Annotated in this window: 19 protein-coding genes; 11 read left to right on the top strand and 8 right to left on the bottom strand. The window is 45.3% G+C overall.

Going from position 1 to position 15,634, the window contains the following annotated elements:
* Positions 1 to 164 precede the first annotated feature (164 nt).
* From AC6RGY_RS14290 to AC6RGY_RS14300, 3 genes are all read left to right on the top strand, one after another.
* Positions 165 to 1,310, top strand: a complete 1,146-nt coding sequence (locus tag AC6RGY_RS14290; RefSeq protein ID WP_499864055.1) for an acyl-CoA dehydrogenase family protein — start codon at positions 165 to 167, stop codon at positions 1,308 to 1,310.
* 21 nt (positions 1,311 to 1,331) lie between these two features.
* Positions 1,332 to 2,183, top strand: coding sequence for a 3-hydroxyacyl-CoA dehydrogenase family protein (locus tag AC6RGY_RS14295; protein WP_499864317.1), 852 nt, complete (start codon positions 1,332 to 1,334; stop codon positions 2,181 to 2,183).
* A gap of 291 nt (positions 2,184 to 2,474) precedes the next feature.
* Positions 2,475 to 3,629 carry a thiolase family protein gene (locus tag AC6RGY_RS14300; RefSeq protein WP_499864057.1) on the top strand — a complete coding sequence of 385 codons (1,155 nt, stop codon included), beginning with the start codon at positions 2,475 to 2,477 and terminating at the stop codon, positions 3,627 to 3,629.
* Positions 3,630 to 3,719: 90 nt separating this feature from the next.
* Here AC6RGY_RS14300 and AC6RGY_RS14305 read toward each other — a convergent pair whose 3' ends face one another.
* Positions 3,720 to 3,854 carry a hypothetical protein gene (locus AC6RGY_RS14305; RefSeq protein ID WP_499864059.1) on the bottom strand — a complete coding sequence of 45 codons (135 nt, stop codon included), beginning with the start codon at positions 3,852 to 3,854 and terminating at the stop codon, positions 3,720 to 3,722.
* Between the two features lie 95 nt (positions 3,855 to 3,949).
* Here AC6RGY_RS14305 and AC6RGY_RS14310 point away from each other — a divergent pair, with 95 nt between their 5' ends.
* The gene (locus AC6RGY_RS14310) at positions 3,950 to 4,762 is read left to right on the top strand and encodes a divergent polysaccharide deacetylase family protein (protein ID WP_499864061.1); all 813 of its coding nucleotides are present in this window, start codon (positions 3,950 to 3,952) and stop codon (positions 4,760 to 4,762) included.
* Between the two features lie 91 nt (positions 4,763 to 4,853).
* On the opposite strand, the gene AC6RGY_RS14315 is transcribed toward AC6RGY_RS14310, so the two are convergent.
* The gene (locus AC6RGY_RS14315; RefSeq protein WP_499864063.1) at positions 4,854 to 5,051 is read right to left on the bottom strand and encodes a DUF8066 domain-containing protein; all 198 of its coding nucleotides are present in this window, start codon (positions 5,049 to 5,051) and stop codon (positions 4,854 to 4,856) included.
* A 120-nt stretch (positions 5,052 to 5,171) separates the two neighbouring features.
* Positions 5,172 to 5,879: a TerC family protein gene (locus AC6RGY_RS14320; protein ID WP_499864319.1), complete on the bottom strand. Its 708-nt coding sequence runs from the start codon at positions 5,877 to 5,879 to the stop codon at positions 5,172 to 5,174.
* 349 nt (positions 5,880 to 6,228) lie between these two features.
* Between AC6RGY_RS14320 and AC6RGY_RS14325 the strand changes: the two genes are divergently transcribed.
* From AC6RGY_RS14325 to AC6RGY_RS14335, 3 genes are read left to right on the top strand one after another with little or no spacing between them, the layout of a single operon-like run.
* Complete coding sequence (locus tag AC6RGY_RS14325; RefSeq protein ID WP_499864066.1) at positions 6,229 to 7,869, top strand: hypothetical protein; 1,641 nt, start codon at positions 6,229 to 6,231, stop codon at positions 7,867 to 7,869.
* Positions 7,870 to 7,910: 41 nt separating this feature from the next.
* Positions 7,911 to 8,390, top strand: a complete 480-nt coding sequence (locus AC6RGY_RS14330; protein WP_499864068.1) for a divergent PAP2 family protein — start codon at positions 7,911 to 7,913, stop codon at positions 8,388 to 8,390.
* A gap of 26 nt (positions 8,391 to 8,416) precedes the next feature.
* Positions 8,417 to 9,256, top strand: coding sequence for an ABC transporter substrate-binding protein (locus AC6RGY_RS14335; protein WP_499864073.1), 840 nt, complete (start codon positions 8,417 to 8,419; stop codon positions 9,254 to 9,256).
* 134 nt (positions 9,257 to 9,390) lie between these two features.
* Here the strand turns inward: AC6RGY_RS14335 and AC6RGY_RS14340 are convergent, their stop codons facing one another.
* Positions 9,391 to 9,663, bottom strand: a complete 273-nt coding sequence (locus AC6RGY_RS14340; protein ID WP_499864076.1) for a YuiB family protein — start codon at positions 9,661 to 9,663, stop codon at positions 9,391 to 9,393.
* A gap of 194 nt (positions 9,664 to 9,857) precedes the next feature.
* Here AC6RGY_RS14340 and AC6RGY_RS14345 point away from each other — a divergent pair, with 194 nt between their 5' ends.
* Positions 9,858 to 10,607 carry a chlorite dismutase family protein gene (locus AC6RGY_RS14345; protein ID WP_499864078.1) on the top strand — a complete coding sequence of 250 codons (750 nt, stop codon included), beginning with the start codon at positions 9,858 to 9,860 and terminating at the stop codon, positions 10,605 to 10,607.
* A gap of 43 nt (positions 10,608 to 10,650) precedes the next feature.
* Here AC6RGY_RS14345 and AC6RGY_RS14350 read toward each other — a convergent pair whose 3' ends face one another.
* Both AC6RGY_RS14350 and AC6RGY_RS14355 read right to left on the bottom strand, forming a co-directional pair.
* Positions 10,651 to 10,803, bottom strand: a complete 153-nt coding sequence (locus tag AC6RGY_RS14350) for a YuiA family protein (protein WP_499864081.1) — start codon at positions 10,801 to 10,803, stop codon at positions 10,651 to 10,653.
* A gap of 311 nt (positions 10,804 to 11,114) precedes the next feature.
* Complete coding sequence (locus AC6RGY_RS14355; RefSeq protein ID WP_499864083.1) at positions 11,115 to 12,314, bottom strand: NAD(P)/FAD-dependent oxidoreductase; 1,200 nt, start codon at positions 12,312 to 12,314, stop codon at positions 11,115 to 11,117.
* Between the two features lie 310 nt (positions 12,315 to 12,624).
* On the opposite strand from AC6RGY_RS14355, the gene AC6RGY_RS14360 reads away from it, so the two are divergent.
* From AC6RGY_RS14360 to AC6RGY_RS14370, 3 genes are all read left to right on the top strand, one after another.
* Entirely contained in the window at positions 12,625 to 13,614 is a 990-nt protein-coding gene (locus tag AC6RGY_RS14360; protein ID WP_499864085.1) for an NAD(P)/FAD-dependent oxidoreductase, read from the top strand.
* 110 nt (positions 13,615 to 13,724) lie between these two features.
* A complete protein-coding gene (locus AC6RGY_RS14365; protein WP_499864088.1) occupies positions 13,725 to 13,925 on the top strand; it encodes a hypothetical protein in 201 nt (66 codons plus the stop codon).
* Position 13,926: 1 nt separating this feature from the next.
* Complete coding sequence (locus AC6RGY_RS14370; RefSeq protein ID WP_499864090.1) at positions 13,927 to 14,172, top strand: hypothetical protein; 246 nt, start codon at positions 13,927 to 13,929, stop codon at positions 14,170 to 14,172.
* Positions 14,173 to 14,274: 102 nt separating this feature from the next.
* Here AC6RGY_RS14370 and AC6RGY_RS14375 read toward each other — a convergent pair whose 3' ends face one another.
* A complete protein-coding gene (locus tag AC6RGY_RS14375) occupies positions 14,275 to 14,793 on the bottom strand; it encodes a DUF2179 domain-containing protein (protein ID WP_499864092.1) in 519 nt (172 codons plus the stop codon).
* Between the two features lie 141 nt (positions 14,794 to 14,934).
* Complete coding sequence (locus AC6RGY_RS14380) at positions 14,935 to 15,486, bottom strand: GNAT family N-acetyltransferase (protein ID WP_499864093.1); 552 nt, start codon at positions 15,484 to 15,486, stop codon at positions 14,935 to 14,937.
* Positions 15,487 to 15,634 lie beyond the last annotated feature (148 nt).

Consider the following 15,634-nt stretch of genomic DNA (forward strand, 5'->3'; position numbering starts at 1 on the left):
TGCATCAGAAAGCATACACCCTTTCTAAATCCACCACTGCTAGAGTAGGAGCCCTTTCAGTAGATCTACTGGAAGGGCTCCTATCGCTCTAATCATAAAATTGATAAAATAGATGATGTGTTGCCTCAAAGGTACAAACTGGATCATCGAAAGGAGAAGGGATCATGCAACCTCCCTATATAAAAGAAGAGCACCAGATATTACGCGAATCCTTACGCAAATTTTTAGACAAAGAGGCTCGTCCTTACTTCGAACAGTGGGAGAAAGACCGCCTCGTTCCTCGGTCTTTTTGGCGGAAGATGGGGGAGCAAGGCTACCTCTCTCCATGGCTAGATGAAGTCTACGGCGGTCTAGAAGCCGACTTCGCCTATTCCGTTATCATCGCAGAAGAACTAGAGAAAATCGGTACCGGACTGATGGGATTTAGCCTACATAGCGATGTAGTCGTTCCTTACATCGCTTCTTATGGATCAGAAGAACAAAAACAACGCTGGCTCCCCGGCTGTCTCTCCGGCGAACTTATTACTGCTATCGCAATGACGGAACCAGGCACAGGGTCGGATCTAGCCAACATTCGCACAACCGCTATGGACGATGGAGACCATTACATCGTTAATGGGCAAAAAACATTTATCTCCAATGGTATCCACGGTGACCTGATCGTCGTCGTCTGCAAAACCGATCCTCATGCTACTCCTGCACATAAAGGAATTAGCTTGTTGGTCGTCGAAGCAGATACTCCAGGCTTCTCCCGTGGGCGTAAGCTGGATAAAGTGGGGCTTCATAGCCAAGACACGGCAGAACTCATTTTTGAAGAATGCCGCGTACCTAAAGCCAACTTATTAGGGGAGGAAGGCGCAGGTTTTCGTTATCTTATGCATAAACTTCAACCAGAACGACTTCTCGCCGCCTTACTTGCCCAAGTCTCAGCAGAAGAAATGCTACGTATGACCATCGAGTATGTGAAGTCGCGGGAGGCGTTTGGCAAGCCACTTAGTAAACTGCAGCATATCCAATTTACTATCGCTGACCTTGCAACTGAAGTTTCCCTTGGCCGCACCTATCTTGATGACTTGATTGTCAAACACATGGCGGGTCACGATGTGGTCACGCAGGTTTCCATGGCCAAATCATGGGTAACCGATATGGCAAAGCGCGTAGCCACACAATGTGTACAACTTCATGGTGGCTACGGCTATATGGAAGAGTACCCCATCGCCCGTCGTTACCGTGACATCCCTGTCGCCGCCATCTATGCAGGCACGAATGAAATCATGAAGACGATCGTCGCAAAAAACCTCGGACTCTAAAAGGAGGCTTATAGGGTGAAAATCGAACAGATTGCCGTCCTCGGTGGAGGACTGATGGGAGCTGGGATCGCGCAAGCGATTGTACAAGGTGGAGGACAAGTTATCCTCTATGACATTTCGGAAGAAGCGATCGAGCGAGCTCAAGTAGGTATTGAAAAGAGCCTCTACCGTTTTGCAAAAGCGGGCCACCTCACCCAAGAAGACGCTGGTAAGGCATTAAAGCGCCTCTCCTTCACCATGGACCTCGCCAATGCCTGCCGTGATGTTGAATTAGCCATTGAAGCCATCCCGGAAAACTTGCAATTAAAGAAGGAGCTATTCGCAGAACTGGATCGCTTAACCCCACGTCGCAGTATCCTCGCCACCAATACATCGGAATTAAGTGTGACTGCGATTGCTTCTGCAACCTCGCGCCCACAGCAAGTCGTAGGAATGCATTGGTTTAATCCCGCTCCCGTCATGCGTTTAATTGAGATTGTACGCGCAGTCGATACGGATGAAGCCACCTTAAAAACGATTGAAGCCTTTTCACAGCAAATTGGCAAGGAAACGGTTATCGTCAAAGATGGGCAAGGTTTTGTCACCTCACGCGCTCTTTCCGCTCTCTTAGCAGAAAGTTTTCGTATCTATGAAGAGGGAATAGCTTCTTGTGAAGACATCGATAAGGCCATTCGCCTTGGACTCAATCACCCAATGGGCCCATTCGAACTAGCGGATCTGATCGGACTGGATACTCTATTATATGCCACTGAGGGTCTAGTAGAGGCATATGGCGACCGCTTTCGTCCCAGCCAAACCCTTAAAAAGTTAGTGGAAGCCGGACATTATGGGAAGAAAACAGGCAAAGGGTTTTACACATACGATAAAAAGTAAAAAAGCAGGCTCGCGCGATTAAGAGAAGGCATCTGGGAAGTTAAGCTCATCTATATTATTCGTATGAGAAGAAAGTGCCTTCAGAAGAAGATACACGTCGCAAACTGTCTCCCTCTTCTATGACGTCTAAATAAGGTAAAATAGAGAGGAACCCTTCTTCATGGTTCCTCTCTTTCGTTAAAACGCTCTTCATAGAAAAAAGAGTTGAACTCAACACACTATAAAAAGGGTCTAGTCCAAGGAAGGACCCTCCCCTCATATTGAAACTACAAGAAAGCGAGGCGAAATGCCATGAACAACGAAGTCATTATTGCCGGCGCAGTACGAACACCGGTAGGGAAAAAGGAGGGTGCACTGCGTAACATTCACCCTGTCGAACTAGCTGCTCACTCCTTACGTACCCTTACTGAGCGCCTATCTTTGGATCCCACTCATATTGAAGACATTGTTATGGGTTGTGTCTCTCCCTTAGATGAACAAGGATTAAATATTGGACGCCTAGCCACACTAGCAGCGGGCTTCCCCACCCATGTACCTGCTGTCACGATTAATCGAATGTGTGGCTCGGGTCAACAAGCGACGCATTTTGCCGTACAGGCTATCGCGGCTGGAGACATGGACGTAACCATCGGTGCAGGTGTAGAAAGCATGACCCGTGTTCCTATCGGCTCAGATGGCAATGAGCGTACCATTCCGACCTCTCTCCACGAACAGTACAAATTTGTTCACCAAGGCGTCTCCGCCGAAATGATCGCACAGAAATGGGGAATTACCCGGCAAGAAGTGGATGCTTATGCCTACGAAAGTCACCAACGCGCGCTAGCAGCACAGCAAGCCGGACGGTTTGATAAGGAGCTCGCTCCCCTCATGGGGCATGATCGTGACGGTGAAGAACAGAGGCTAACAGCAGATGAAGGACCCCGCCCAGACACCTCCATAGAGAAACTGGCGACACTACGCACTGTTTTCAAAGAGGACGGGATCATTACTGCTGGTAACGCCAGTCAAATCAGCGATGGCTCCGCAGCCGTCCTGTTTATGAGTCGCGATAAAGCGGTAGAACTGGGGGTCCGTCCCCGCGCTCGTGTGATCAGTCAGGCAGTCGTCGGCTCCGATCCAACCATGATGTTGGATGGGGTGATTCCTTCGACAAAGAAGGTTTTGCAAAAGGCAGGCCTTACCCTAGCTGACATGGATCGAATTGAGATTAACGAGGCTTTTGCACCGGTGGTGCTCGCTTGGCAAAAAGCACTTGATGCCGATTTATCCAAAGTAAATGTCAATGGTGGAGCTATTGCCTTGGGCCACCCACTTGGCGCAACCGGCGCAAAACTGATGACCACCCTTCTCCACGAATTGGAACGCATACAAGGGCGCTACGGTCTTCTCACGATCTGCATCGGACACGGGATGTCCACCGCTTCCATTATTGAACGATTGGATTAAGCACGCATAGTAAAAAAAGCAATCGTGCACACGGTTTATTAGAGCGTGTGCACGATTGCTTTCTTTTCGTTCACGGTTAATAAATCAGTGTTAGCTTTGCAAAAAAGCGGACAGGGGAATCATTATAGAGGCATAGATCATCGCAGTACGGAGGATACCATGATCGATCGTAGTGGATGGGATGACAAATTGAGCCATCATCCCTAAAAAACGAAAGGTCGCCATCAAATCCGTTCTCTCTCCCTTCTCCCCTCTAGAATGTATAATATTTCTTTTCATCACGCATATTAGTGTTGATTCTTCATACAGGAGGTTCGCCCATGGCTATGCGTATGCGCTCCCTTTCCATCCTCTTTATCCTCCCCTCTCTCATCTTTTTTTTCTTCCATCCCCCCACACTTTCCTCTTTTACTGCTCTATCAGCCACAGGAAACCCTCCCAAAGTCGCCCTCATTATCGATGATCTGGGCAACGGGATGCGTGGCACCGACGACATCTTTGCCATTGAGGCACCCTTAACTGTTGCCATTCTCCCTTTTTTACCTAATAGCAAGAAAGAAGCACTTCGTGCCCATCACCACGGATTTGAGGTGATATTACACCTTCCTATGGAGGCGACCCACGACCCACATCTGCTGGGACCCGGTGCCATCACTACGCAAATGAATGACGAAAAGATCAAAACCCAAGTACATAAAAACCTCACAGATATTCCCTATGTGGTTGGGTTAAATAATCACATGGGCTCACGTGCCACATCTGATCCCCGAGTGGTTAAAAGTGTTCTCGAAGTCGCAAAAGAAGAAGGGCTGTTCGTGGTCGATAGTCGTACCACGATGAAAACCAAAATTCCGGAAATATCCAAAGAATTGTCAGTCCCCTACATCCGGCGCACCGTCTTTCTGGACAACGAAAATAACCTAGCCCATATTGAAAAACAACTCCAAACACTAAAAGAAAAAGCAAATGAACAAGGGTGGGCGATTGGGATCGGACATGTGGGAAAGCAAGGGAAAACAACGGCACGTGCTATCCGAGAAGCACTCCCTGAACTGCAAAAAGAAGGCATCCAAATTGTCCCCGTCTCTGAGATCATCACAGATCTAGAAACAGACGGGTTGATGAATCCGTGAATGAGTACCGATGAAACCAACCATTTCTGTGTAGAAACTACTATTCCCTAAGGTTTTCTCCCTCATTTTTCGAATTAATCAGGAGTTCATTTTACTCTCTTTTATTGTCTCCCTCTAATCCCTTCTGTCCCTGCGACTCTAAGTGACGGGCAATTCGCTCTAATGATTGTGCCATCGATTCCTGTGCTTTTATCCAACGCCAAGCAACCATAATGATAAATATCCCTCCCCCCAGAAAAGGTGCAAATAGCAACATTTGAAATAGCATGGTCGAGACGTGCATATCCATCTCTCTTCCCCCAACTTATTTGTAATCTATCGTTCAGTCCATTGTTTATTTCAAAATGAGACTGGGAAGCAGATACTTTCCAGTCTCATTTTAAGTTTCTCGTCTCCGATTTTCATCACGTCACTGTGAAGCCACCTTCTCCTCTTCTCCTCCTTCTTCTTCCTTCTGCTTTGCTTTTTTCTTATTGTTCCATCGTCCGGCGAGTAACACGCCTCCCACAATAACCACAATCACTAACCATTTCAACAAAGTATTTTCAACAAAGTAGTGCTCAAGAAAGGACTCATCCACAATCATGCCAGCAGCCGTGTACGCTAATACAGCCGCACCGAAGTAAATAATGGAGGGGTAGCGTTCAATTAAACGTAAGATCATTGTACTGCCCCAAATCATGATGGGTACACTAATCAAGAGCCCGATAACAACAAGCAAATAGTCTCCATGGGCTGCTCCAGCAATGGCGAGTACATTATCTAAACCCATCACGGCATCTGCAATCACGATGGTTCGAATAGCAGAGAATAAATTATCGCCAGCTTCAATCTCATGCCCACCATCATCGATAAGCAATTTATAGGAAATCCAAATTAATAAGAGTCCCCCTACTAACAATAGTCCAGGGATATTCAGCAACCATACGACCGCTAGCGTGGCCAATACACGAATCAAAATCGCTCCTACGGTTCCCCATACAATCGCTTTTTTTTGTTGATTTTTCGGTAACCGACGTGCCGCCAATCCGATAACGATCGCATTGTCTCCTGCTAACATTAAGTCAATAATAATAATCGTCAATAAGGCTTGAAAAAAATCGCTACTCAACTCAATCAACCGAAATCGACTCCTTTAATGAGAAATACGATAAAACGGAAAAAGACCTTTACCTGATAACGGTAAAGGTCTCATGTATATCCATCAAAAGACCTCTACCTATCTCGGTAAAGGTCTCGCTAACAACAAACTTTCGTTGCCATCAAAGCCGGGGAAAAATTCCCGTAATGACGACTTTGATGTCCAGCTACTCCCCTTCACCTCTTATTATAGCGAACGACTGGGCTTACCGTCAATGAATATCAAAAAAATCATTCTACACTTTCTACACATAAATCGCTTTCATTATTTCACACTAAGGACAGAGTATGCGTACCCACTTTTTCTATAACTAGGAGGATCAGCGATGAAACGAGTGGTGCTCTTCTGCTTGGTTGTATTCATCTTCTTTCACCATATCACCCCAGAGAAGGCATGGGCCATCGGAGAACAACAAACCATAATGAAGCCTGTAATTGCTGACTATGCTGAAGCCCTGCGTGAGGAAGAGCCCCGTGCCGACGGCATTCATCATATTGATACTGAGGCAACCATCTCCCATCTGCAACGGCTTCACGTTAATACTTACTACTACTTGATTTGGCATCAGTCGACGGATTGGGAAGACCTTAAGAATGAATTTTTGCCTGCTGCACAGGAGGCGGGAATTTCCGTTTGGGTTTATTTGGTCCCTCCTACAGAAGCCAAGAAGCGTAAGAGCGAGCCCTATGGCACCGATTATCTTGCGTGGGCACGTGCCATCAGTCAATTGTCCACTTCTTACTCTCAACTTCGCGGATTGATCATTGATGATTTCGAACACAATCTCGCCATCTTTCATCCGCGATACATAAAGAAATTAAAAGAAGCACTAACAAGTGAAAACCCGCGTTTACTCTTTATGCCACAAGTTTACTTCAGTATCATCACATCTTCACTCTTAGAGAGATACCATCCCTACCTAGATGGAATCATCTTCGCGTTTCGTGACGATCCTTATCGCAATACGCAACGCTTGCATCAACTAGAACAACAGCTAGAAGAAGTTCACCAAATCACTTCGAAATACACGCTCCCTTGTATCATGATGGTCTATACCAGTCAATTATCACTTACGCCGGCCGCTCCCAGTCCAACTTACGTTGACCATGCACTTCGTATAGGATTGAAGTATGTAAAAGCAGGGAAACTAAATGGTATAGCAACTTATGCCCTTAAGAAAAACCTTTCTTTCGAGAGAAGTAGCAATCGAGCGTATCAAGGAAGAGGATACGGAAGCATCCAACTTACCCCTAGTATGCGAATGCCACCTATCCATTCTAGTGGAGGACTACAACAGATCTTTCACGTAGAGGAATCCGACGAGTATGGACTTTCCTTCTACCTTCGAGCACAATCACAAGCTCATCCCTATCCAAGAAATAGAGCCATCTTCTGTGTATGGATCGATCAACAATGTGTGTGGAAAAAAGACGTTTCTCAGATCGAGGATAAATGGCAAAAAGTGAAGATCGATCTCGATTCTAAACAAAAGAAAAAAGAAGGTGTTCTCACCTTCTCTTTGCATTCTACTCAGCGCCTACCTACTCGTTCTTCTTGGTTATCCATTGGACTGGACCAGGTTCACGGAAAAGGGCTAAACCTGATTAACTCCGACTTTGAATCCGCCGAAGGATGGCAGATATTGAATGGTCCTCCACAATTTCTGACGGATATTATTCTCTACGATCCCTATCGTCAGTTACATGCCTATAAAGCGACACAACGTCTCTTTACTGCTTTCCAGCTTTATCAGCAAATTAATGTGCAAGCGACAGGTACCCGTTCCGCTGCATTAGCAGGACTAATGATGACCAGCCTATTACAAAACGAAGTCGCACAAGCCAAGAGCTACTGTAATCAACTATCCATCGAAGTTTTGCGCGATCCTAGTCTAAAGGAAGACCCTACGCTGTGGAGAAAAATAGAGCGAGTTCGTAACATCATTGTGTTAAAATCAAGGGAGTAAGTGCCCATTATAGATTACAAACCGCTTGAAAGGATGAACTCATGTTTGGGGAGCTATTTAGTAACTATCCATTATGGACAGCCGCCATTGCCATTGCGTTAGCACAAATCATTAAACTCCCATGGCATTATGTTATATATCGAGAATGGGATTGGAATTGGCTCGTAAACCCGGGTGGAATGCCGAGTGCGCATACCTCTGCTGTCACTTCTCTGGTTACAGCAATCGGACTGCAAGAAGGATTAGGCTCACCTCTCTTTGCCCTTTCCTCCGTGTTTGCAGTCATTGTCATGTATGATGCCACCGGTGTTAGGCGCCAAGCAGGTATGCATGCTCAAGTGTTAAACCAGCTACGCAAGGATTTCACTAGCCTTATGGAAGAATTACGCCATATGAAGGACAAAAGTCCTGATGAAACCCGCATTAATTTAAAAGAAATATTGGGTCATCAGCCAATTGAAGTTTTTACCGGTGCTTGGTTTGGCTTTGCTATTGCGTTGATTACTTATACATTTTGGTAAGTTCGATTGAGAAAGGAGCAATACGGATGCGTCTCCTATCCATCTGTCCCAGTAATACAGAAGTTGTCGTCGCTCTCGGACTAACCCATTATCTTGTCGGTATTGATGATTATTCTGACTGGCCTGACTCTATCGCTCACCTTCCACACTGTGGACCCGATCTAAATATTGATATAGAGAAAGTGAAAAGTCTAAACCCCGATCTCGTTCTTGCTTCACTCAGCGTGCCGGGGATGGAAAGAAATATCGAAAAGTTAGAAAAAGAAAAAATCAATTACGTTATACTTAACCCGAAGAAAATCAACGATATTCCCTCCGATATTCTTCATGTAGGCAAGCTACTTCATCATGAACAGCGGGCACGACAAATTGCCTCACAGTTTGAACAGCAATTGACAAAAATCAAGCAACAAATCCCCGTTCTCACTTCTATCCCTCGCTTGTATTGGGAATGGTGGCCAAAGCCCGTTTTCACACCAGGGGCGAAGAACTGGCTTAATGAAGTAAGTGAGTTAGTGGGTGGGGTCAATGTTTTTGCAGACTCTCCCGGAGAAAGTTTCCAAACCGACTGGGAAGAAGTAGCCCGTCGGAACCCCGATCAGGTCTTAATCGTGTGGACAGGGGTTCCCATAAAGCGCATAAAAAAGGAGAGGATCCAAGCTCGTCCGGCATGGCAATCCACTCCTCTCGCAAACCCTGAATGTATCCATATATTAGAAGAGGGCTGGTATTGTCGTCCTTCTCCCCGTTTATTAACAGGCATTCAATACTTAGCTCATCTCCTCTACCCAGAGAACATCCTTGCGCCTGACCCTGACAACCCATTAAGCTCTCCCATTACACCAACTGGACCTAAATCCAACTAGGTAGAATCGACTCCTATCCATCACCCATACGAGCGAATGTCACTATGAAAGTCTCCACGTGGTAAAACTTAATTTCAAAATACCATCACTGCTTTCCTAGAAAAAATGTCCTCTCCCTTACGGGAAGAGGACACCTAGAACATCTGAAACCCTTTATCTCTTAACGTTTTAATCACCCAGCCACTTAGTATTGCCCCTATCAATCCACTCACCAGCACAATAATATCTCCGCCGAGGGCTTCACGGCCATTTGCCATGAGATCGTACAATAACCATCCTACTAACGCAACATAAATAATAATCGGTAGCCAGGTGGTTTTTAAGATCATATTAAAGATAAACCCGATTCCAAAGGCAAGTGCCATAAAAAGCAGAACCGAGATGATTAGTTGAGGCCAACTCATCATTTTACCAATGCCTCCTTTTTTACAACGGGCATGCTTTCCTTAGTTCCTGTTTAGTCTACAAAAAAACAGTATCCGGGTCAACGTGCCTCATCCACCATCTGTGTCAGCTTCCCGAAAATTGCTCGTCCCCATTTGCGTCTAATCCTCTAAATTCGGTACAATCGTAAGTGTAAGCAATAAAGGAGGAATCATTCATGCGACCACGATCAACTCGTCCTGGTGTACAACCAGAGACATCTACAGCAGAAAAACCTAAATTACCTACTCAATACATCAACTTCTCATTCTTTAAGTTGGATCCGGCTTTCCGTCGCTTGAGCGAAGAGGAACAACAAAAAGGAAAAGAAGAATTTGCAGAGGTAGTGAAAGAATTTCATGCCCGCAATGACATGATGGTATTAAGCTACTCCACTATTGGTATTCGAGCAGATGTGGATCTTGTCCTCTGGCGGATCGCTAAAAACGTGGAATCTTTTCAAGAGATGACCCATCGTTTGCTACACACCGGTCTGGGCAAATACCTGGAGCTTAGCTACTCCTACCTATCCATTAGTAAGCGAAGTATGTACGTAGATAAGCTCGATCCTTCTCATCAGAATCCACGTACCTACATTGTTCCTGGACAAGGAAAATACCTCTTTGTCTATCCATTCATCAAAACACGGGATTGGTATCAACTATCCTTCCCTGCTCGCCAAGGAATGATGGACGAGCATATTCAAGTAGGAGGCAAATACCCTTCTGTAAAATTAAACACGACCTACTCCTTTGGCATTGATGACCAAGAGTTTGTCGTCGCCTTTGAAACAGATGAAATCACGGACTTCCTTCATCTCGTACAAGAATTACGCGAAACCGAAGCAAGTCGTTACACTCTTGTCGATACACCCATGTTTACCTGCGTCAATCACAAAGAGGTAATGGATGCTTTAAATACCTTGTAAAATGGCAAAGGAGCCCTCTCCCTGAAGCAGAGGGCTCCTTTCTTTATTCATTTTCGTCGGTAGGTTGCTGACGGATGCCTGTTCCTCCACAAGCATGACAGGTTTCTGAGCCGCCCAGCAGTAACTGTACATACCCATCTCCTTCACATAAGGAACAAATCTCTATTCTTCTCTCCGTTGTCGTAATACCCACCATAGTCAGCTCCCTCGAATTGATTTTAATTTTCTGTTTATACTACATTAGTTTTAATCATTTGAAAAGAGGGGATTGGTGGAAAAGAAAACACCTCTATTTTCAGAAAGCGCTTTCATTGTTGATCTTTTAGGATTATTCAATCCATCATTTTTTTATTAACATTTTGTGTCGAAAACGTATTGTAGTGATAAACCACTTACGCGCATGAAAAAAAGATCGTTCTGCATGTGATCCATACACAGAACGATCTCGGACTCGAAAAATATATAAATAATGACTAACCGAAAAAAGGAGTGCCCATCAGTCGCCCTTTACAGCTTCCCTTTTTTCAATACCAAGGAGATGCCTCCCAGTTTATAGAACCATCGCAGGTCATTCATCCGTTTAAATAATGCCGGGGTAGAGCCACACATCTTCTTGTCTCCTACCATCCCGATGGCTTCATTCCTTCCTAACGAAGCCAGGGTTCCCTTTAGATCAAACTTATAAGGGGTGCTAAGTTCCTGTCCACGTAGAAGAAGGGGCAAGTTCTTCCCTAACCATTCACCTTGCTGCGTTGCCATCTGAGCCGTTGGCGGATAAGGACGATCAATTTCTTCATTGATGATGAGCGAGCTATCACCCACGATAAAGACATCTTCATGCTCGGGAGCGCGCAAGAATTCATCTACTTTTACGCGGCCACGCATGGTTTCGATTCCCGCCTCTTCAATAACCTTGTTCCCACGTACACCACCGGTCCACACCACGGTAGCAGATTTGATTTCTTCCCCACCTTTGAGGACAACGCCCTCGGCTGAACAAGATTCAATCGGAATCCCGATCTTAAATTCCACCCCACGGCCTTCTAAGTAATTGGTAGCATACTCCACCAGTTCCTTATCAAAGCCAGGTAGTGCTGTTGGTGCAGCTTCAACGTTGACTAGGCGCACTTTTTCCTTCGGAACGTCATAGTCACAGCAAAGCTCTGGCAGACGGTCAACCAATTCGCCAACGAACTCGATTCCCGTAAAACCTGCTCCACCCACAACGATCGTGATAAGATCCTCGCGTTCATCTTGCATGTGATACTGTGAAAACTGATACTCAATATGTTCGCGGATCATACGTACGCTATTAATGTTGCGGATAAAGAAAGCATTTTCCAGCAATCCTTCGATTCCAAACGTCTCTGGCGCACTGCCTAAGCCAATCACGAGATAATCATACGATAAAGGCTTGCTTGCCTCTTTTAGATGTACCTCTTTCTTTTCACGATCGATTGACTCCACACGATCCTGAACAAAGTTTACTTTGCGTTCATCCAAGACACTGGTGATTGACACACGCGTATGATCATGATGCAACGTGCCCGCAGCGGGCTCATGCAACTTGGTCGTTACATAGTGATACGGGTTTTGGTTAACCAGTGTCACCTCTGCTTCATTATAGGAAAGTGACTTCTGTAGCCCCTTGGCTGTCATCAATCCCCCATAACCAGCACCTAGAATTAATATTTTTGGCTTATTCATACTTCTCACCCATTCCATCGATAATACTATCGTTAATATAAACTATTCATTGATAAGGACGTACCCATCCTATATCCCGTACAAACCCCACTCACACTATGATAAGTTTTTCACGAACGTTTGACAAGGGGTCAGGGTATCCATATTGTCCCCACCTCCCCTCCTCCTATTCTCCTCACGGGGCACGTTGGTGTGCGCCCCTTCTCATCCTTTGACCAGACCAGTATAATGGAAAGGGGAACATTCGCTTATATAGAAGCAGATCATCATCGTATGATAAGGACTATCAAACCTATTTGGAGGTGCACCAATGGAACAACATGAAATACACGATATTATCGTCATTGGCGGAGGGCCTACTGGACTTTTTGCTACTTTTTATGCAGGAATGCGTAAGGCATCCGTCAAAGTAATTGAAAGTATGCCTCAACTAGGTGGTCAACTTTCCGCCTTATACCCAGAGAAATACATTTATGATGTTGCCGGTTTTCCCAAGGTTCGTGCGCAAGAATTGGTAGATAATCTCATGGAACAGGCTAGCACGTTTGAGCCAGCCATCTGTGTGGATGAAAAAGTGCACCAAGTTGAGAAAAAGCCCGATGGAACCTTTGCTGTTACCACCAATCTGGCAACGCATCATGGGAAAGCCGTCATCATCACCGCCGGAGTCGGAGCATTCGAACCGCGCAAGCTTCAGCTAGAGGGAGCAGAGAAGTATGAAGAAACCAACCTTCACTACTTCGTCAATGACTTAAACAAATTTGCAGGTCAAGATGTTCTCATCGCAGGTGGCGGGGACTCAGCGGTCGATTGGGCTTTAATGCTTGAGCCCATCGCCAAAAGCGTAACTGTCATCCATCGTCGTTCAAAATTCCGTGCTCATGAACACAGTGTGGAACAAATGCATACTTCCAAAGTACGTGTCGTCACCCCACGTGAAATTGAAGCCATTGACGGAAACGAACGCATCGAACGGGTCACGATCTCCGACAAGAAATCAGGAGAATTGGAAACCTTATCGGTGGACGCCGTCATTGTCAGCTTTGGCTTTGTTTCCACTCTCGGACCCATTAAGGAATGGGGAATGGACATCGAAAAAGGTAACATTATCGTCAATTCACGTATGGAAACCAATATTCCCGGTATCTATGCCGCCGGCGATATCACTACCTATCCAGGGAAAGTAAAACTGATTGCTGTCGGTTTCGGTGAAGCACCCACCGCTGTCAACAATGCCATGCAATACATCAATCCATCTGCTCGCTTACAACCGGGACATAGTTCCCACATGAAATTTTAATGTATACCTGAGCTTGTCTGTGCAAACCTAAGGCTATATCTTCCGCTCATAAAAGCGAGGTGAAGCCACGGCTACGCAGACGAGATTGACGTGTAGCACGGGTTAAAAAAGTGTACAGACGACGTGTGCTCGCAAGCATCTATTACATTGGACTGGTGGCAATCTCCCTCTTTATCCCGTTCGCCATCATCGGTAGTGTTTATACCCGCGGCGGGGAAGTAGGTTCCGGCTGGGTGGCAGGGATTTTGGCATTTGTCATCCTGATCGCTTATCTCATCATCCCCAATATCTTAGGAAGGCGAGACGAATAAAATGGAATGGCAGTGCCCGATCTGTAATGGCTATGAGACACTGGATGCCTTTTGTCCACAATGTGCCATGCCACTAGAAGATCTCGGTCGCTATATAGATCTTTTTGGCGACTATAGCCCGTACGAACCGATCGAGGCTTCCAAGTTGTCAGACGGGCTAGCAGATCAACAAAACCACCTTTGCCCCCATACAACCTTCTGTCGCCAATGCCATTATTCAGATGTATGGATGGTCCATGAGTGCTGAGGGGCAGAAATTCTTCTCTTCGCTAAAAAAGAGCATTCCTTTTCAGGAACGCTCTTTTTTTACCTGCTTCATCCTTCTTTTCTCGCCTTGACTAAGTTGTAGCTATTGCGTTCTCCTTACCCAGAATCCGCCGACAAACGTTTTCGGCTCATACGATACAATAAATGCGTGTGGATCGATGGAGTGGATCTGGTTAACCAATTCCTGTTGCCGGTTTCGTTTAGTCAAAACGGATAACACCAATCGTTGTCCCGTCAGCCCTTCTCCTAACCAAGAGGTCACACCAAAACCCGCATCACGAAGTTGACTGGACATATCAGATGTTTCTTGCCTGGTAATCACTTGAACAGTCACATAGCCCATCGCCATTTTTTCCTCCACTAAGGAGCCGGTATACACACCAATGGCGAAACCCAGTCCGTAGATAGCCACATTAATAAAACTGTCCATCTGCTCCAACACCACGGACAACCCAGATATATAAATAAGCACCTCAGCAAAACTTACTGCAGACGCAATTCTTCGATTGCCTTTCATCATTAAGATGAGACGAACGGTAGAAACGGTCACATAAGCAATATTAATTACAAAGATAAACAGTGGGATTAGTAAGAAATCCATTAGAACAACCCATCCTTCATACAAAGAAAATGACTTTCGACTCATTCTATAAGATCACAAAGGGGAATGCAATCACAGATTCTTCATAAATAAAAACACATCCCAGGATTCCCCTAGGATGTGTTCATCAGAAAATTCCTTTTATGGCTGAACTGCTGGCTCTTTCATTTCTAGCACTTCTTCTGGGTCTGCTAACACACGACCATAGTATTTTTTTGTACGGAAATTATGGATCTCGTCGCATGCCTTTGCCATTTTCTCCATTACTTCTTCCTGGGTCAGCTCGACTGGAGTCCAATAGTAAATAATCATATCAAACGGTTTCCCGTTATCATCTTCGCGTTGATATTTAATACGATCCGCTTTTACAAAGCCATTTCGCTCATAAAACTGGATGCGTTTCTTTGTATCATCATCCTGCTTGTCAATCGGTTCCACTTCAAGGATGATTGTTTTTCCTTTATTTTTCAGTTTTTCAATGACTTTCGACCCGACTCCTTTACCGCGTGCACTTGGGTCCACCAGGATATAATCGACAAAAACAAACGAGGGATATTCTCCGTACATCAGAACATAATCCTCTGTCTCTTCCTTAAAGTAGGTGTCTTTGTCCTTCACCAGGTCACTCATTTGTCCTCGGTCTTTCATTTCCTGTTCCGGAAAGTAGTCATTCAGTCGATCGTAATAATTCACTTGTTCTCCTCCTTTAAAACTTCCAACCATTATATACCCCATATAAAACAAACTGAAACCCTCTTTTTATAAATTCCTCATAAAAAGGGGGTATTTATTTATGGAACCTTCCACCATCTGTTCCACTATCCCCAGTTGAAAGCTTTCG

The organism is Mechercharimyces mesophilus (genome assembly GCF_059818345.1).